Here is an 18,639-nt window from a genome sequence, read left to right on the forward strand (position 1 = left end):
TATGTATGATTTGTCGATGGTTTTTGCGTTTATGACGCATAACCGGCTTTTACGAAGCATAAAGCGCAAAGCCAGGCCTTTAACTTCTGAAGGCACCGTTGCGACTAAACTCTTTAACTAGGTTTCTCCCTTCAACTGCCTTTAGTGAAAAGTCACGTCCTAAAAATTCGTTTCCACCTTCGCCACATAAGTAGGCAACCGTCTCTCCAACCCATTGTGGAGGTAAATGAGCGTCCCAGTTCAGCGTACTTACTTGGTTTATGCCTGCATCTCGAATTTTAGCCATCATCGGAGTGGCAACTGTGCCTGGAGAGAGACCAATTACACGAATGTTAGTGCCCGTGAGTTCTAAGTTTGCGACCTCCGTTAATTTTTTTGCTGCCGCCTTACTTGAACAGTAATGACTCCAGCCGATTAATGCGCTGTTTGCGGCGCCTGAACTCATATTGATGATTGTGCCCGCTTTTTGATCTTTCATGATGGGTAGTGCCGAGCGCATGCCGTGATAGACTCCTTTCAGATTGGTGTCGATAGCTCGGTTCCACTGTGTCGGATCTGAGTCAATAAGTGTGGTGAGCGGATCGATAACCCCCGCATTGTTTACAAGAATATCCACGCGGCCCGTTTTCTCTTTAGTAAATTCTACCGCGTGAGTCACGCTATCATAGTCGGTGACATCGCAAGGTATGGCAAACGCGTTGAATCCAAGGTTTGCTAGATTTGTCGCCTCAGTCTCTATGGTGTCGATTGATCGAGCGGCCAACACAACGGTAGCGCCATAAAAAGCCAGTGAGTTCGCACTGGCGAGTCCAATTCCTTGACTTGCACCTAGGATTAAGGCTGTTTTTCCCGTTAAGTGTGATGTTTGTCTCATTATTGTTCTCTCTATTGTGTTGGGCGAATGTTGGATTGTTCGTGCTAAGTTGCCGATTTACGCAACCTTTGGGCGGCTTGTTATAAGATCTACCCTGTTATGGCAGACTATATAGAAACAGGAAATGCACTTAAATAGACATTTTTAGTTTCATTCGTGCTAATAATGCACTAATGAATATTGATAGCATAAAGCTGTTTATTGCGGTGTACAGCGCTGGAAGCTTTGCCGCTGTGGCCAGAACCAGAAACCTAGCTCCATCCACAGTTTCCAGATCCATTGCATTTTTAGAGCGAGATTTAAACATTCGATTGTTTCAAAGAAACACACGTAACTTGACCCCCACTCAGGAGGGGCACAATTACTTTAGTCAAATTGTGCCTCTTATTGAAGAAATTGAGTTGGCACATCGGTCTTTGCGGCAGTCCATGATCAAGCCTTCTGGGAGACTGACTGTTTCCGCGTCTACATCCTATGGACAGATAGTGATCGCGCCAATGTTAGTGGAGTTTCGTAAGCGATTCCCCGAAGTAGAACTGAACTTTAGGTTGTCGGATAACCGTGTTGATCTGGTGGGTGAGCAGGTCGATGTCGCAATAAGGCACGGTGTATTAGAAGAAAGTAGTATGATTGCTCGCAAAATTGCCACGGTCAATTACCGATTGGTAGCGAGCGCTTCCTATTTAGCTCACTCTGAGCCTATCAGATGCCCTCAAGACTTAACAAATCATGAGTTAGTCGCGTTTGATTACCCAGATTTTCGACACATTTGGCAGTTCCGATCGAACATGGGGGTCCAAAAATTGGCGGTTAATCCAGCATTAGTGACAAACAGTGCTGCTGCAATAAGGCAGTGTGTTCACGATGGATTCGGTATCGCATTACTTGCAGACTGGACGGTGGACGAAGACCTACATTCAGGGAAGTTAGTCCATGTATTGCCAACTTGGAAGGCCTCTGGTGCGTCGGAAGAGTCGGCAATCTGGCTACTTTATTCTTCAAAAAAATTCTTACCAGCGAAAACGAGGGCTTTCATTGAGTTTCTTTCAGGGGAACCATAAATGAGGCATTTTCGAGGTGCGCTCTATGGGCGTTTCATCTGTCGTTTCGGTTTAAGCGATTAAGGTTGGTTAGAGAAAACCCTAATGTATGTCAGTGTATGCGACCGATGCCGTATTAAGTCGGTGACGATAGTGCTCTTGGGCTAAACTTGACCACTTTTAAAGCTAAGCCCAAGATACCTATCCTCTGTACGACTCTTTTTTCAGAGTGACTATGGGGTTTCAACCACACACTGGACGATTCGCTAAGCACGACGTCGGTGTAAAGTCGGCAACGGATTTTCGCATTTCTTTCATTGTGAAGACTCTGGCGTTATGCGCGGTGGTAATTTTTTTCACGTCAAGCTTTAGCTCATCCAATGCCGCCAACATGTCGACGGTGCTTTGGTTTGCGGATGGTGTACCGGTTGCGAATGGTGAGCCAAAATGGTCAGCAAGAAAAATTGTTTTATCAGCTGGAACATAGGCAACCAAAAAACTGTTTGCATGGATCGTGGAAACTTCATAGATATCCACTTTGGCTCGGCCACTGCCTAACGTGGTTTGTGAGTCCACAGTGAGAAACGAGGACGTGTTAGGCGTAGGGCTGATGCTGTCGGCAATCACCTCCACGTTCTCATTCACCGTCACAAGCTTGGCTCCTAATTCAATTGCTTCGCCTGTTCCTCCAATATGATCAGAATGATGGTGTGTGACCACTTGATAGGTCATTGGCTTATGGTTCTTCGCTTCGTTCTTATAAAAGTGGTAGCGATCCGTTACTCCAGCGTAGGCGCCGACGCCAATCGTTCCCATGCTTGTGTTAATGAAAAGGGTGAAGGCACCGTTAGCGCCGACATGATGAACACGGTCTGATATTTTCGTGGCTTTTAGCTCCGAGCTGTCCACCCGCTCTCCTTCAGGAGTAAACGACGTAGGTAGTTGAAAGTGGTTCTCACTTAAAACCTGATTGACCTTAAGGGTTCTTGCGGTGCTGATTAGCGTAGGGAGGCCGGCGATTGAAAAGGACGCACTCGACGCATAGGTTACTCCTTGCGTTTTCTGATGATCAGAGAAAACATAGTCCAAATTTCCTAGCTGTGGATTCACTCGAACCATTTTTGAGATAAGAAAAGTATCAGCATCGATGTAGAGATTCAGATCAGGGCTTTGGGGAAACGGCATCGTTAACACATGATGCTTTCGGTTCATATAAGAAACATCATTAGAAAGCGTTGCGTGTTCCCTGGCCTTATTTGCCTCGAAAGCCAGAACCGTGTCTGAGGTACGCATTGTCCCACCAGCAAATATTTTAGGATCTGAACTATTGGCTTCGCCGTAGGTGTTGGTTTGATAGTTGAGCGTATACGCTTTCTCTCCCTTACCGATCGTGGTTCCTTGAAAAGTGCCGCCTCTGTTTTCATTCCAATTATCGAGCACGGCCTTATTGCTCGAAGTCTCGACCAGTAAGCTGATGGCGGAATGCCCAATTTCTGTCAGTTCAGGGCTGTGGCTTTGTCCGGTTGCAGGCGTTCGGTATTTGGTCAATATCTGATAATTTTCTAACTCGGTAAGTGATGATCCCCCGTAAGCAGAAACTAGCTTGTCGATTACTTCATTTTCAGCCTCGCCTGCGAGTAGGCTGCCGGTTAATGTGGCGTAGATCACGATTCCACCGATGTAAATCACTTTCATATTAAGTTCCTCTTGGCTGATGTATGAGTTTTTGTTATGACTTAATGATTGTTTTTTTGATCATATCGTTGCAACCAGTTGAGCGCAGAACGCTAATGCGAGCGAGGTTCAACGCCAAGGACGCGCATTGTTATGCTGAGCGGGACGATGAAAGCATCACTAAATCACTGTATTTATCAACTATTTTGGTGATGTGAAAAGCATGGGTGGGCTGCGGTGGACGCATTGAACACGCTTTAGGACGATTCGCTGGCTGGACCACATCGAAAGCGCGCGCATAGCCGTTTATTATGCGGTTAGAACGAACCTAACGTTGTAAACTGTAGGCTCGATAACTTATGACTCATTGGAAAGAAAACGTCAGGAGTTCGAATGATCGTTAGGCGACGTTGGCCTCAGACGATAACGGCGCGACGTCAACCAATTGCGCGCACGATTCAATCGGGCCTATTCTCGACACTTCGGTCTCACCAATTGCCGCGATATCGATAAATATGCCACGACTGGCCGCAAATTCGATGGCTTCAGTTTGAATCAATTCACCGCCAATCTCTTTTGCGGTCGCGTAATTGACGTAATCTAGGCGTGTTGCATTTGGGTGCTTGTTTGGGTCCATGTCATAAAGGCCATCGACGTCTTTTAATAGTCTCACACTGTTCAAGCCCAGAGACTCAGCGATGCACACCGCGCTAATATCGCTGCCGCCACGCCCGAGCAATATGCAATCGCCATTAGAGTCGATTGCTGAATACCCGGGCACCACAATGACGGGTGTCCGACTTAATGCAGAGTTTATCAAATGAGCGTTAATCCGTATTGGCTTGCCCGAGTCGCGAGCGCCTTCAGCCATGAATTCGAGCTCAGCTGGCGACTTTCTCGAAGCGTCCGTACCTCTTGCATTCAAATACGAAACCAGTTCATTCGCTGATGTAAACTCACCTTTCGCTATTTGCTCTGCGTAGTCTGAACTACTTGGCTTGAAACCGTTTTTAATCGCTTTATTAATCAACGATTCGGTAACCCCATAAAAGGCTGATACAACAGCGACGACAAGGTGGTCTTGAGAGGTGTGTCTTTTAATTTCGTGGTGAATACGATGAAAGTCAGCGTCACTATGGATAACGGATCCACCGAATTTCAAAACAACAATGTTGGTCGTGCTCATTTAATTTCTTTCAGGTAAGTGGCTTAAAAATTCTAAAACGATAGAGGCCAACTGAGGGAAAAACTTAGCAATAAAGACGGCAACACGACGGGAACGCGGGTTGAGCTCGCTTTAGCTGAATTTATTCCGCGCCCGCAATCAGAGTCAAATCGGCGCCTGGCGGAACTATATCAAAAATAACGTTGAGCGCCAGCGCTTTTATTACATTTATGCGTAAAACGCGGCCACTAAGCGTATGTAACACAACCTTTTCTAAAGACGAATCTTAATGTGAACGTTCGTTGTGAACGCGCTTTGTAACGATTTTTTAAGTTTATTACCACGAAAGGCGTATTTAATCTTTCGGCATTCGAAGTGTGAGTAGGGCGTTCAACTATCGGTTGAATCATATAGTTGAACGTCTCAGTCAAACATCAAATTTGACCGCAGGTGATGACAAATAACGACGTCTAGAAATACGCTTGGTAGGTTGCTAGCATTAATTGACCCTAAGCTATTACCCGAAAAGAAGTTCCTAAATGATGAAAATGTATGTTGCTCAAGTGTTGCGTCGACAGCTACTTTGCCTTCTTGCTCTATTGTGTTCCTCGTCGTTTGTTGTCGCCACTTTTTCTGAGAGCGCTTTAGCTCAACACCGGCATGGGTCCGACAGCAAAGCGAAACGCACGGCGGCGGTGTCAATCATTAGCCCTTTAATGCTGTTATTGGATGACCCAGATAATATAGGCGATAGTGTGTGTGAGTTGATGGCGTCGGTCGCGCGCGGTGATTATGATTTTGGCGAGACTCCGCAGGCAATTGATAGCATCGCCAGTAAGGTGGCCGAGCACAACGCAATTTTTGACTTTGTGGATTATGAGTCGGCTACTCATGTCGCGGTCCGCGATGGAGCGTGGAATAGTGTTTCAACTTGGTACAAGAGAAGGGTACCAGGAGATTGCGCTAACGTCGTGATTCCTGAGGGCGTATCGGTAACGTATGATAGAGAATTAGAGCAGCGATTTAACACCGTTAGAGTTGACGGAAAGCTCCAGTTTGCTACAGATCAATCCAGCAAAATGATTGTTGATACTCTGGTGGTTGATCCTCGAGGGGAATTACAACTGGGGAGCCGAGGTCAGCCCGTGAACGAAGCCGTCACAGTCCAATTGGTCATAGCAAATAATGGCGATATTGATACTCTTAAGGACCCCATGCTGTTATCTCGTGGGATTGTTGCTCACGGTAAAACTCGGATCCATGGAGCCGCAAAACTGAGTCACACAAAGGTATCTCAGAATCCAATTCGAGGAGCATCCTCTCTTGTTCTGTCGGAATCTCCTGTGGGCTGGAAAGTCGGAGATACAATTGTTGTTGCCGGAACCACGTATTTAGGGTGGAAATGGGATAACACCATTCGAGCCGTTCGTTATTTTGGGTCACAAGATGAGGTCCGAATCATAACCTCGATTAATGGTACGGTCATTGGGCTTGATCGCAACCTTGAATACGATCATTCGAGTCCACGCGCTGACCTGAAAACCAGCGTCGCGAATCACTCTAGAAATGTCGTTATTCGCACTGAAAATGGGTCCACCGTACCTACTCATCAACGGGGACACGTGATGTTCATGCACAGCAATAACGTGGATGTACGTTATGCCGAGTTTCACCAGTTAGGTCGAACAGATAAGTCGATCCGCTCCTTCGATGTGCCGGACGTGACTTCGGTTATGGCGAACAGTAATGTCCGCGGGCGATACAGTCTCCATCTCCATCGCATTGGGACTTCGGATCAACGCTCGCCGGCGGTGATTGTCGGCAATGCGGTGTTTGGGTCGCCTGGATGGGGTTATACGCATCACGACAGTCACGCTATTTTTGATAGCAATGTGTCATTTGACACCTTCGGGGCTGGTTTCGTTGCCGAGACAGGCAATGAGACGGGAGTCTGGTCAAATAATCTCGCGATAAAGGGCGAAGGTAATCGCGCCATAAATCCGAAAAATGGTAATCAACGTGAGGAGTTTGACATAGGCCGTAATGGCGTCGGATTTTGGTTTCAAGGGCGTATGGTTCGAAGTATCGATAACGTGGCAGCAAGTTTTAACAATGCTTACGCCTACCTGCATCGTGGTGCCGGAATGCTAAATTTTCCAGCCGAAAATTTCATGTTGCCTGAGGCATTAGGGTTCGATCCAAGCACGACTCCTGATGATCCGCCGATCAGGAACTTTGACAATAATGAGGCGTTCGCTTCCACGGTTGGAATGTACGTTGTCAAAGCAAACCCGAATCAAGGGCATAATATTTACACCGTAATTTCAAATTTTAAAGGATGGAATGTTCGTCATGGCATCGGGATGGAGTACACCTCGCATTACCTTGTCGACAATGCCGATTTAATTGCGTCACCGGCCGTGCCATTTTCCAGCCCTAATTGGGGAATTGAGCTGGGCACAAATACATCGGACATGGTGATCCGAAGGGCTAATATTGAGGGCTTCCCGGTGGGCATGCACTTGTCCAAGCATTACACCAATGCAGACGACCTTGGACGAGATCAATACGTGATCATTGAACCGAGCTTTACTGGAGTTGCGGATTTATATGAGGAGAATGACGCGTCAGATACCTTTATCAATGAGAACGAATTACAACTTGGCCGTTTTAGTTTAAACCTAAACCAAACGAACGGTCGTTTTGAGTATTTGGAAGCAGGTGGGGGAGTCAATGTTCAATATGTGGGTACAAAAACCGACAGTATCGGTACCGCGCCCGTTCCCGCTGGTACCGACGACGTGGGCGTTCAATATCGACAAATGCTGGCCAACCTTCTGGAGAATGGTTATCAAGTTGATGCTGCGACAGGCGACTATTACACGATTATCGAAAACTATTTCAGTGACAGAGCCACTGGCACGATTCATAAGTACGGATTTAAAACCTATCTTGGGCCTAACGTAAAAAGTGCCATTAATAATCGATTTACGCCATTTTACCCGTCGATTAGGGCTCAAAATATAAACTTAGGCAGTAGATCACCTAGCGCAAACCCTGATCTAGCTCATACCGTTGTCGAGAACGACGTAAAGATAACTCTAACGGCCAATGACTCAGACCCCGATGGCGATGATCTTAAAATTGACGGCATTGTTCAGCCGCGCAATGGACTGGTTTTTCTGGACGATCACGACACCGTAACCTATCGTCCGCTCCCGAGCTTCGTCGGCACCGATTCGTTTGAATATTGGGTGACGGATTCTCATGGTAACTTCAGTAAAGGCCTGGTTTCGGTCACCGTTGGTGGATCATTGTAAGTGTTTTTAGTCAGTGATGATCGACGGGGCATGCCAATTGAGTGCTTAATTTAACTTACGGCGCGGTTTGCCTGAGTTCGGTTGCCATCTACCTGATTGAGTCGAAGTATTGCGTGGCTCGGCTTAAGCCTAGTTCGATCATTTCGTCCGCTCGATCCACTTCCAGAGTTCGGCAGGCATTTCGTGGGATTTCTATTGTGTGATCAGGGGGGTAGGCTGCAAGTTTTTGATTTGCGAGTGAGCCTTGCATGCTTTCAAAGGCTTGGTTAGCGACGTCGTACATGCCCATATCAACCTCTCCTTTGTTCGCTCTACTCAGTTGCATGCGCTTGATGTAGTTAGCCAATTTAAGTCTGACCGGCGACGAGTCATCGACCTTGGGTATCTTCCTTTTCTTGTTCTTTTGAGGATTCAGTGACGGGTCGAACTTTCCTCCAAGGTTGACGGCAATCGTGAGGTCGGTTTCATCCCCAAAAGTAGGCGCTATCGGAACCGGATTGAGTACGCCTCCATCAATGAGCTTGGCACCATTTCTATCAAGTGGCGTAAAAAACAAAGGCAGTGATATCGACGCGCGAATTGCTTCGAATAAGTCACCGGAATTTAGCCAAACTTCTTTTTCGTTTCGGATATCAGACGCCACGGCCGTGTACCTAATTGGTAGGTCCTCTATATTTTGTGTTCCCACAAGTTCGATCAGAGTATTAATGAACTTATCACCGCGAAAGAACCCGCCGCCGCTCCAAGAGATGTCCAACAAACGCACCATGTCTAATTTAGTGATGGCCCGAACCCATTCTTCGAATTCATCCAGCTTTCCAGCGGCGTAAACTCCGCCAATTAAAGCGCCAGCGGAACTTCCTGAAATTGATTTAATGTCATAACCGTTAGACTCTAAGTAGCGTATTACTCCGATATGGGCTAAGCCTCTAGCTCCACCACTGCCAAGTACCAGCGAGATAGTTTTCATGTTGTCATTTTAGCGCATCGATAAATCTTGGTGTATTGTAGCTTTGTTAAGCCATGATTACGGTTCGTGACCTATTTATAATCTAGATATTCGTTATTGACCGATGCCAAGCCTTTAGAGCGATAATACGAGTTCCAAACACCATGACCACGCTTCCGAGTTCTTTGTACCAATGTTCCCAGGTTAAAGCCATTGATTTGGCGATCATAAAGAATGGGACACCTGGCTTTGAGCTAATGATGCGAGCGGGGCGTGCATCATTTGACTTGCTAGTAAAGACATGGCCTGAGGCGGATAAAATCACCGTGGTTTGTGGTGGAGGGAACAACGGTGGTGATGGCTATATTGTGGCCGGTCTTGCGATGTCTTCGTCATTAGAGGTTTCTGTGGTGAGCATCGTCGATACGGCGACGTTGCGGGGCGACGCAAAACTGGCTTACGACTTTGCTCTTAAGCAGGGTGTGCAAACGGTGTCGATTCTTAGAACTCAGGAGTCGATCACTGACTTGTCGATTTCCGGCGTAGTTGTTGATGCTCTATTGGGAATAGGGCTGCAAGGAAAGATTCGAGAGAATCACGCACAATTGATCCGCCGAATACATGCAACCAAACTTCCGGTTCTCAGTTTGGATATTCCGTCGGGGTTGTGTGGTGACAGCGGCAGCCCATTGGGTGATTGTATGAAAGCTTCTCAAACTATTACCTATATAGCGCTAAAGCAAGGGCTCCTGGCGGGGGGAGCAAGTTACTATACTGGTGAGTTGGTATTTGACGATTTAGGTGTTAAGACTTCAGTTAACGACCTAGGTATTGAACCATCTGCGCATAGATTAATCGAAGAGAAACCGCTATTGCCGCCTCGATCTCTTAACTCACATAAAGGCTTATTTGGCTCCCTTGTTGTCATCGGAGGTAGTGACGGGATGGGCGGCGCGGGTATTATGGCGTCGGAAGCTGGTTTTATCGCAGGCGCCGGCGTGGTTCGTTTGATGACCCATGAAGGACACAGAGCGGTCGCCCTGTCTCGAACCCCCGAGCTTATGACCAGTAATTATCTACATCAACAAGAAGTAGGTCGGTGGCTTAGTGGTTCTTCGGCACTTATTTTTGGCCCAGGTTTAGAATGGTCAGAAGAGATAGATTCTCTTTTTCGACACTTTCTTGACTATGAAAAGCCCATGGTGGTCGATGCCCAAGGGCTGCAGTTTTTGGCTGACCAGCCAAGGCTGAAATCCAACTGGGTGTTAACTCCGCACCCAGGAGAGGCTGCAAAACTTTTGGGCTGTAAATCTGATGAGATCCAAAGAGACAGATTTTTCGCAGCCAAAGCAATACAGCGAAAATACGGTGGCGTTTGTGTGCTAAAAGGCGCAGGAACGCTTGTTGCAACAGCTCAAAGAATCCATGTTTGTGAGCATGGCAACCCGTCCATGTCCACCGCCGGTATGGGGGATATATTGGCTGGTTTGATAGGCGGATTGCTGGCACAAGGCTTCGGCCTTGAGGCTGCTGCAAAACTTGCTGTATGGGCTCATGCTACCGCCGGTGATTCAGCAACGCGTAAACTAGGAAAACACTTACGAGCTACTGATATCTACCCCTTTTTAAGGTCATTGTGGTAACTACTTTCTCTTTACGGTGCTTGCGTCTATTAGTGGGTTAGTTTTTATTTCTTCCATAGAAAACGTTGAGCTGACATCAGAAAGTCCGTCTACTTTTTCGATTAAGCTTCGATACACCTCGTCGTAGTGGTTTAGATCTTTAACGGCTATTTTCATTAAGTAGTCCACGTCTCCGGTCATTCTATGGCACTCCAAAATTTCGGGCATGGCTTTTACCACCTCAGAGAAGCGATCTAACCAGGACGCACTGTGCTTTTCAATTCTAATGGTCACAAACGCAGTTGTACCAAGCCCAAGCACCTTTCGGTTGATATCGATTGAGTAACGGTTAATTACGCCACTCTCCTGTAACCTCTTTATGCGTCTCCAGCAGGGATTATTTGTTAATCCGATTTCTTCAGCAATGACTTGAACTGAACTGGTTGCGTCGCGTTGTAATATATTTAGAATTTCAATGTCCTTGGTATCAAGTTCTAGCTTTTTCGACATAATTGGTATGGGTATCTAATTTGGAGGGTTTAACTAGGGTAATATGGGATGCGTCATTGCTCAAGCGTCGTTACACTTGTTACGTACTTAAATTGAGATAACAGTGGATCATGAAACAATTTGGCAGCAGTGTAATCAGCGCATTCTCGCAACACCCGAATTCAGTGGGAGAAAGTTACTTTCAACACCTTGGCACCGCATGTACGTTTGCAGGAAAGATGCTGATGGCGAGCGGCGCCTGCTTTGTGCATGCCGTTTTCCCCTTTCTGTGTGTGAAAACCGGCAGCAAGGTGATCTCTGAATTGCATGATTCAATGTTAACAAACAGGCATTCACAGTCAGATTGACACCTTAGGTGTTGAGTATGAAATTTGTGTGACTAAGAATGGACTCTCTGGCCTAATGAACAAATCTAGAGGCCGGTTGGCAATTTGGTGGAGTGTTATCTTCAGTCACACTTAGTAGTACTTACGTGATGCTAAGTCTAAATAGCCACCAAATCGGCGTAACAAGGAAGCTTATGCAGGGTCGTAATTAGTTTTCTCGCTCAGCTAAATATCTATCCAGTGCCTGTTTTGACGCCAAAACTGCTTCAAGCGGGGTCAAACCGTTGGGGTACTCCTCCTGTTCTAACACCACCCATTCAGTGCCGCCAACGGTTCTATTTGCTTCTATGAGGGCCGGCCAATCTAGAGAGTCTTGCCCAATGAGCGGCAGCTTGCCCAGATCAGCCTCGTTTGCAGCCGCTTTATAATGAGTCGATAGCGTTCGGCCTGCATGAGTCTCGACCAGTTTTGCAGGATCTTTCGAGGCAAATTGTGCCCAGCCTGCGTCTAATTGCATCACCAGTGACTCTTTTGTAGAGCGGCCGATATGCTCCCAGAGTGTGGTGTCTTTGTAAGTGCCAAATTCTTGTGCGTGATTATGGTATCCAAACTTAATGCCATGGGATTCGACTATTGGTTGTAATCGATTTAAGTCCGCTATGGTTTGCCAGACTGTATCTTCAGAAAAAGCACGCTCATCCCAAGAAATGATGGCCGCCGTTACGCCCGCTCGGCGATAATAATCCAAGGTGTTTTCAATTTTTTCGTCCGTCAACAAATCAAAGCCAGTGTGCGTGCCGCTAATGACCATGCCTTTAGATTCAATGAATTGCGCTAACCCTTCAGGGTCGTTACTAAATTCGCCGTACTCGCCAGCCAATTCAACACCCTGAAAACCCATTTCCGCGAGTTTACTAATCGTCCCTCGAAAGTCACTTTTTAGATCATCACGGACAGACCACAGTTGAACGCTGACTTTCAGGTCTGCTGCATGAGATAGAGGCGTTAAAAAACATATTAGAAATGGAAAGAGGAGTTTTGATAATTTCATTTTAGATAATCGTCTAGAATTCGGGGAGTTAAGTATTAGAGCCTGCCTGCTTTAAACTCTTTAGCAGCGTAGTCGACCGCGCGGACAGTGAGTGCCATAAAAGTGAGCGAAGGATTTTGCACTGCTGTGGAGCAAAAACTGGCCCCGTCGGTGACAAACAGATTAGGTATATCGTGTGTTTGGTTGTACCCATTGAGAACAGAGTCTTTCGGGTCTTTTCCCATTCTGGCGGTGCCCACCTCATGAATCGCAAGACCCGGAGGGGTATCGTTCGCCGAACCATAGATATCTTCGACCCCGGCCTTTTTAAGCATGCTGGTTCCAACTTCTACTGCGTCTTGCATCATTTCTCGTTCATTGTCAGACCATTGGACATTCATATGCAGTTGAGGAATGCCCCATTTGTCCTTTTTGTCTGGGTGCAAGCTGACCTGGTTTTCATAACGCGGCAGCATTTCACCTTGGGCCATCATGTGGATACGCCACTGGCCTGCATGTTTGAGCTTTTTCTTGAAGTCGACTCCAATTCCTTGTTTGTTTGCCATCTGTCGCCAATCTTCTCGGAAAGCCGAGGTGGCAAATGCGTACCCTCGTACAAAGTTACTTTTATAGAGGCTGGGTTTGTAGTAAAAATTGGGGATGTACATACCCGTAGGTCGACGGCCGATATAGAATTCGTCTTCGTAGCCGGGTAAGGTGCCACCAATGCTGGCATTGTAATTATGGTCCATTAAATAGTGGCCTAGCACCCCAGAGCTGTTCGCTATTCCGCGTGGAAACTTCTTTGATTTTGAATTTAACAGTATTTGCGTGGAACCTAGAGTGGATGCACACATAAAAACGACTTTGGCAAAATATTCTCGTTCTGCAAGGGTGTCATTGTCTATGACGCGGACCCCTTTTACGCGGTTGGTGCGTTCGTCATAAATTAGGCTATCAACAACGCTGTTTGGCGCAATTTGTAGATTTCCGGTATTCGCGGCGGCGGGCAACGTGCTGCTTTGGGTTGAAAAATAGGCGCCTAACGAACAGCCTTTCTGACATTCATTTCTGGACATGCACTTCACGCGTCCTAACGAAATTTGCAGCTCAGTTGGTTTGGTTAAGTGAGCGCAACGGCCTATTATTGGTCGAATATTCTCAAAGTGCGTATTAATCACGTCTTTGAAGTCTTGTTCTGGTTTGGTCAGTTCATGCGGCGGTTGATAAACGCTGTCAGGCAACTGTGGTAAATTTTCCTTGGAGCCACTGATGCCTGCGAAGGTCTCGACATGGTCATACCACTTTTCAAGGTCGTCATAGCGGATCGGCCAATCGTTTCCGTGGCCGTCCTTAACGTTAGCTTCGAAATCAAAGTCGCTTAAACGGTACGATTGTCGATGCCAGAGCAATGATTTGCCACCCAATTGATTGGCTCTTATCCAACTGAAATCGGTGCCTTTTTCGGTGCTGTATGGCAGGTCTTTATCGTTTCCAAAAAACTGTTTTGTGGCATCATTAAAGGCATAGCACTGTTTTTGAATACGGTAGTTTTCGTTTACGTCATCCAGCTTTACGCGTGAGCGCAATGGTTTATCCCACACTGGTTTGCCTTCACCAGTATAATCTTCGCGGTGTTTAACCACACGGCCTCGCTCGATCATCAGGGTGCTAAAGCCTCGTTCGCAAAACTCTTTTGCGGCCCAGCCTCCCGTAATGCCCGAGCCAACAATCAGAACGTCGAACTCTTCTTTGGTCTCATTTACGTAAGTATGTTCTTGCATAGTGATCTTCTTATTCTAAAATTAATAGTACGCAAACGCGCCGTAGCCTTGACCCACGGATTCATAAGGAATAGAACCTTTAAACGGCCCAGGAAAAGCCAAATATTTTAGTTCCTTGCTCGCGCCTTCTTCGCTCGTGTAATAGCCAAACACAATCAACGATTTGAGAAGTTTAAACCCATCGATAAGGTCGTTTTTGATTCCTTTATGTTGACTGTCAAACCTGTTTAACAGTGCCATCTGTTGCTCTGTGGAAAGAGAAACAAAGCCAGCCTCGTTTTGTTTGTTCAGTTCCGTGAGAACATTTTCGACCTTCATTTGCTGTGCTTTCTCATAGCAATGAAAGAGCTGGTTGTCGATAAACCCGTGGACATCGACATCGCCAGCTCCTAGGGTTTCTGTCCTGGGAATAACCAATTGGCAAATGGCCTTTAGGTCGGCCATTAGTTTTACACTGAAAATTTTACCCGGTTCAACGTTTTGTCCAATGTTCGGGGAGTATGAGCTTGCTACCGCCAGGCCGTTGTTTCCCAAAAGCTCTGCAGCAGCCACGCCCCCAATAAGCGTGCCCATAGCCAGGATCAATCGTCTTTTATGTCTATCTGGTGCGCTCTTAGGGAGTGCGCTGTTAGAGTCATCGGGCTCAGTAACGTGGTTAGGTGTGGCTTCACGATTCATAACTTTCCTCTAAGATGATTGATGAGATTGTTTTCGCATTACCAAGAACAAACCAGTGAACGCGATAATCAGCATTAATGGGAATAGGGTTAAATTTGAGAGGGCAGCTTGCCCGGCGACCAAGTCAGCGGCGCCACCCGTTAGGTTTTGTTCTTGAGCTTGCTGCCTTGCTGAGTCAATCCAACTACCAATGACGGGATTCCAAATACTGACAGCGAGTATTCCGACTCCGGCAATCACTGACATGCCTAATGCTCCAGCGGCGGGCACTTGCTCTGCGATGAATCCGACCATGGTTGGCCAGAAGTAAGTAACGCCGATGGCGAAAAGAATGGCGGCCAGATAAACCATTGGGCCGGTAGCAATACTCATGCTGTAAATGCCAATCGTTGATACAACGGCCGAAAATAACAGCACACCGACCGGGTTGATACGTTGGATTAGCGGACCTGCAAAGTAGCGCCCGATGGCCATCAGGCCAGTGATCATCGCCAGTATTAACATAGGCGATGCCCCTGATGCGCTTAGAATTCGTTCAATCCATTGCTGTGTCCCCAGTTCAGCAGTGGCCGTCAGTGTCATGCAAAGCACCATAAACAAAAATAACGGTGATAAAAGCGCCTTGGCATTTTTACTCGTGGATGTTTCAAAGTGACGCGCTTCTGGAAACTTAAGCGAGAGCATCATCCAACCGTACACGGCTGTGGGAATGATCATGACGGCGATCTGGCTTTGCCATGAGAAGCCCAAATCGGTAAATACCTTTGAAATCAACGCTCCGATCACAATCCCGCCTGGAAACCACACATGAAAACGGTTGAGCATGGTGGTTTTTTTGTTTGGATAGGACTCAGCGATAAGAGGGTTGCACGCGGCTTCAACGGCACCATTGGCAAAGCCGATAAAGAACGTTGAGATCAGAAGGCTCCAAAACCCCGTGGCATAAATAGTCAACACTAAGCCTAATAGGTGCCCGACAAACGCCACGACGGACAGTACTTTTGGGCCTAAGGAGTTGTAGAGAAGCCCGCCCAACACAGTGGCAACGGGAAACCCTAAAAAGGCCATTGAGTTAATCCACCCTAATTGCGTGTCGGTGAAACCAAAACTTTCACTCAATTGCGTCAAGATACCCGCTCGGATGGCGAACGTCATGGACGTTACGGTGAGGGCGATGCAGCATGCGATAAATAGTTTACGTTGTGTAACTTCTTGATGAGTCATAATGTCGCTCTCCTAGGTGAGACCAAGAATTTGGCGGTTCAATTTTTGATCTTGTTCCACGCTGGCAAAGTCGTCAAACGCTTTGTCGGTGGTGCGTATAAGGTGTTCCTCAATGAAGCGGACTCCTTCTGCCGCTCCGTCTTCAGGGTGTTTCAAACAGCACTCCCATTCTAGAACTGCCCAACCTTGATAACCATATTGAGTCAGTTTGCTGAATATTGCTCTAAAGTCTATTTGGCCATCGCCTAACGATCTGAATCGACCAGGGCGATCGACCCAAGATTGGTAACCTCCGTACACTCCAGATTTCCCATTGACATTAAATTCCGCGTCTTTGACGTGAAAAGCCTTTATTCGCTCATGGTAATGATCAATAAATGATAGGTAGTCTAAATGTTGCAGTACGAAATGGCTCGGGTCGTATAAGATATTAGCTCTGGGATGATTTCCCGTGACGTCCAAGAAGCGCTCAAAGGTAACACCATCATGCAGATCTTCACCTGGATGTAATTCATAACAAACATCAACGCCAGAGTCATCAAATGCGTTTAGGATTGGCAACCATCGTCTAGCGAGCTCAGCAAACCCTTCTTCTACTAGGCCAGCGGGTCGTTGAGGCCACGGGTAGTTTGTTTGCCACAAAAGTGCCCCTGAAAAGCTAGCATGAGATTCAAGCCCTAAGCGTGCACTGGCTTTGGCGGCCAGCGCTAGTTGAGTTGCTGCCCATTCAGTTCGCTCTTGCGGTTTGCCCCTAAGATGCTTCGGAGCAAAACCGTCAAACATGTCGTTATAGGCGGGGTGAACGGCGACCAGTTGACCTTGCAAATGGGTGGATAGCTCCGTGATTTCAAGACCGTATGAAGCGATTGTTTCAGAAAGCTGATCGCAGTAATCTTGGCTGTGCGCTGCAAGGTCTAAGTCGATAAGTTGCGTTTCCCAAGTGGGAATTTGGATGCCCTTATAACCGAGACTTGAGACCCAATTGCATAAGCCATTCAGGGTATTGAATGGTGCCTTATCGCCCATAAACTGAGCCAAAAAGATCGCTGGTCCCTTAATTTGTGTTTGCTTTTTTATCTTTGTTTCCATGCGTAACGGGTATGGTTTAATTAGACAGTGTTAATCAATATGAAGCTTAATTGGATGCCATTTTCGGTCAGACTTATTGGCTGAAACCACGGACTCGATAAACGCCATGCCTCGAACACCATCAGCAATACTCGGAGCACGCTCAACCCCGGCAGGCAAGGGCGTTTGATCTATGTTCAATCGAACCTGCGCGACAAAACTCTGATAAAGATTAGCGAAGGCTTCTAGATACCCCTCGGGGTGCCCGGCGGGAGTTCTAGTGGCCGCCGTAGCTTGCTCTGAGAGTGAACCCACACCAGTTCTAATCATTACAGCAGAATCATCGAGCGGCCGAAACCATAGTGTGTTCGGTTCGTGTTGATGCCAATCCAGGCTGGCCGTTTCGCCGTAAACTCTGATTCGCAGGTTGTTTTCTTCACCAACACTGATTTGGCTGGCAAGCAGCACTCCGGAAGCACCTTTTGCTGTTTTAAACAATACGGTTCCATCATCATCAAGCAGACGGCTTGTGTCAGCTGAATCAAGTAAGGAACATACATCGGTAATTTCATCTTCACAGATGTATTCGGCTAGGTTTGCGGCGTGAACGCCAATGTCGCCCATGCAGCAACTTACGCCGGACGTTTGTGGGTTGAGTCGCCAAGCGGCTTGTTTATTGCCTTTGGTGTCTAAGTCAGTAAGCCAACCTTGTGAGTATTCAACGACAATTTTTTTGATGGCGCCCAGTTTCTTTCGCGCTACCAGATCACGCGCTTCTTTGACCAGAGGGTAGCCTGTGTAAGTGTGCGTCAGTGCATAAACTAACTCGGAACTTTCTACCAGCTCTTTCAGCTCAAGCGCTTCCTTTAAGGAGAATGTGGCGGGTTTATCACTGATCACGTTAAACCCGGCTTCCAAAGCCGCCTTGGCAACGGGGAAATGTAAGTGGTTGGGCGTGACAATGCTGACAAAATCCATTCTCTGATCTGCTGGCAACGCCGCTTCGAGTTTGAACAGATCGTCGTAGCTGGCGTAACATCGATTTGAAGTAAGGCCTAATTTTTTACCCGACTCCAAAGATCGCTGAGCGTCGCTACTAAACGCCCCGCAAACGAGTTCTATTTGGCCATCCATTAGAGCGGCGGTTCGGTGAATGGCACCAATAAAGGCACCTTCACCGCCACCAACCATACCCATGCGTAATTTACGCATTTCCATATCTCCTACAATATAGCTTGTCATTATTATTATTTATTTGTTGCACTTAGGTTAAATCACAGGCGGATCAGACTGGTAAGTGAAAATCGGTTTTAGATAGTACAAAATCGGCGTATAAACTATTTTTACTTTTCTAATTACTTATATATATTGAACT

General features: G+C 46.9%; 15 protein-coding genes. 4 read left to right on the plus strand and 11 right to left on the minus strand.

Going from position 1 to position 18,639, the window contains the following annotated elements:
- Positions 1–79 precede the first annotated feature (79 nt).
- Positions 80–874: an SDR family oxidoreductase gene (locus ABWW54_RS10330; RefSeq protein WP_353412174.1), complete on the minus strand. Its 795-nt coding sequence runs from the start codon at positions 872–874 to the stop codon at positions 80–82.
- Between the two features lie 173 nt (positions 875–1,047).
- Here ABWW54_RS10330 and ABWW54_RS10335 point away from each other — a divergent pair, with 173 nt between their 5' ends.
- Entirely contained in the window at positions 1,048–1,935 is an 888-nt protein-coding gene (locus ABWW54_RS10335; protein ID WP_353412175.1) for a LysR family transcriptional regulator, read from the plus strand.
- Positions 1,936–2,157: 222 nt separating this feature from the next.
- On the opposite strand, the gene ABWW54_RS10340 is transcribed toward ABWW54_RS10335, so the two are convergent.
- Positions 2,158–3,609 (minus strand): MBL fold metallo-hydrolase, encoded by a 1,452-nt coding sequence (locus ABWW54_RS10340; protein WP_353412176.1) that lies wholly within the window; start codon positions 3,607–3,609, stop codon positions 2,158–2,160.
- Between the two features lie 379 nt (positions 3,610–3,988).
- Positions 3,989–4,774 (minus strand): amino acid kinase family protein, encoded by a 786-nt coding sequence (locus ABWW54_RS10345; RefSeq protein WP_353412177.1) that lies wholly within the window; start codon positions 4,772–4,774, stop codon positions 3,989–3,991.
- A gap of 518 nt (positions 4,775–5,292) precedes the next feature.
- Here ABWW54_RS10345 and ABWW54_RS10350 point away from each other — a divergent pair.
- Positions 5,293–8,073, plus strand: a complete 2,781-nt coding sequence (locus ABWW54_RS10350; protein ID WP_353412178.1) for a G8 domain-containing protein — start codon at positions 5,293–5,295, stop codon at positions 8,071–8,073.
- 88 nt (positions 8,074–8,161) lie between these two features.
- Here ABWW54_RS10350 and ABWW54_RS10355 read toward each other — a convergent pair whose 3' ends face one another.
- The gene (locus tag ABWW54_RS10355) at positions 8,162–9,043 is read right to left on the minus strand and encodes a patatin-like phospholipase family protein (RefSeq protein WP_353412179.1); all 882 of its coding nucleotides are present in this window, start codon (positions 9,041–9,043) and stop codon (positions 8,162–8,164) included.
- Between the two features lie 143 nt (positions 9,044–9,186).
- On the opposite strand from ABWW54_RS10355, the gene ABWW54_RS10360 reads away from it, so the two are divergent.
- A complete protein-coding gene (locus tag ABWW54_RS10360; protein WP_353412180.1) occupies positions 9,187–10,665 on the plus strand; it encodes an NAD(P)H-hydrate dehydratase in 1,479 nt (492 codons plus the stop codon).
- Here the strand turns inward: ABWW54_RS10360 and ABWW54_RS10365 are convergent, their stop codons facing one another.
- Complete coding sequence (locus ABWW54_RS10365) at positions 10,666–11,154, minus strand: Lrp/AsnC family transcriptional regulator (protein ID WP_353412181.1); 489 nt, start codon at positions 11,152–11,154, stop codon at positions 10,666–10,668.
- A gap of 110 nt (positions 11,155–11,264) precedes the next feature.
- Here ABWW54_RS10365 and ABWW54_RS10370 point away from each other — a divergent pair, with 110 nt between their 5' ends.
- Positions 11,265–11,501 (plus strand): DUF6356 family protein, encoded by a 237-nt coding sequence (locus tag ABWW54_RS10370; protein WP_353412182.1) that lies wholly within the window; start codon positions 11,265–11,267, stop codon positions 11,499–11,501.
- Between the two features lie 187 nt (positions 11,502–11,688).
- Here ABWW54_RS10370 and ABWW54_RS10375 read toward each other — a convergent pair whose 3' ends face one another.
- Genes ABWW54_RS10375 through ABWW54_RS10400 form a run of 6 tightly spaced genes read right to left on the minus strand, consistent with a single transcriptional unit; the run spans position 11,689 to position 18,482 of the window.
- Complete coding sequence (locus ABWW54_RS10375; protein WP_353412183.1) at positions 11,689–12,531, minus strand: sugar phosphate isomerase/epimerase family protein; 843 nt, start codon at positions 12,529–12,531, stop codon at positions 11,689–11,691.
- A gap of 35 nt (positions 12,532–12,566) precedes the next feature.
- Complete coding sequence (locus tag ABWW54_RS10380; RefSeq protein WP_353412184.1) at positions 12,567–14,294, minus strand: GMC oxidoreductase; 1,728 nt, start codon at positions 14,292–14,294, stop codon at positions 12,567–12,569.
- 21 nt (positions 14,295–14,315) lie between these two features.
- Positions 14,316–14,972, minus strand: coding sequence for a gluconate 2-dehydrogenase subunit 3 family protein (locus ABWW54_RS10385; RefSeq protein ID WP_353412185.1), 657 nt, complete (start codon positions 14,970–14,972; stop codon positions 14,316–14,318).
- Between the two features lie 9 nt (positions 14,973–14,981).
- Complete coding sequence (locus ABWW54_RS10390) at positions 14,982–16,196, minus strand: MFS transporter (protein WP_353412186.1); 1,215 nt, start codon at positions 16,194–16,196, stop codon at positions 14,982–14,984.
- A gap of 12 nt (positions 16,197–16,208) precedes the next feature.
- Positions 16,209–17,285: a sugar phosphate isomerase/epimerase family protein gene (locus ABWW54_RS10395; RefSeq protein WP_353412187.1), complete on the minus strand. Its 1,077-nt coding sequence runs from the start codon at positions 17,283–17,285 to the stop codon at positions 16,209–16,211.
- A gap of 30 nt (positions 17,286–17,315) precedes the next feature.
- Positions 17,316–18,482 carry a Gfo/Idh/MocA family protein gene (locus tag ABWW54_RS10400; RefSeq protein WP_353412394.1) on the minus strand — a complete coding sequence of 389 codons (1,167 nt, stop codon included), beginning with the start codon at positions 18,480–18,482 and terminating at the stop codon, positions 17,316–17,318.
- Between the last annotated feature and the right edge of the window lie 157 nt (positions 18,483–18,639).

Origin of the sequence: Arenicella sp. 4NH20-0111 (assembly GCF_040366405.1) — a bacterium.
Taxonomy (GTDB): domain Bacteria; phylum Pseudomonadota; class Gammaproteobacteria; order Arenicellales; family Arenicellaceae; genus Arenicella.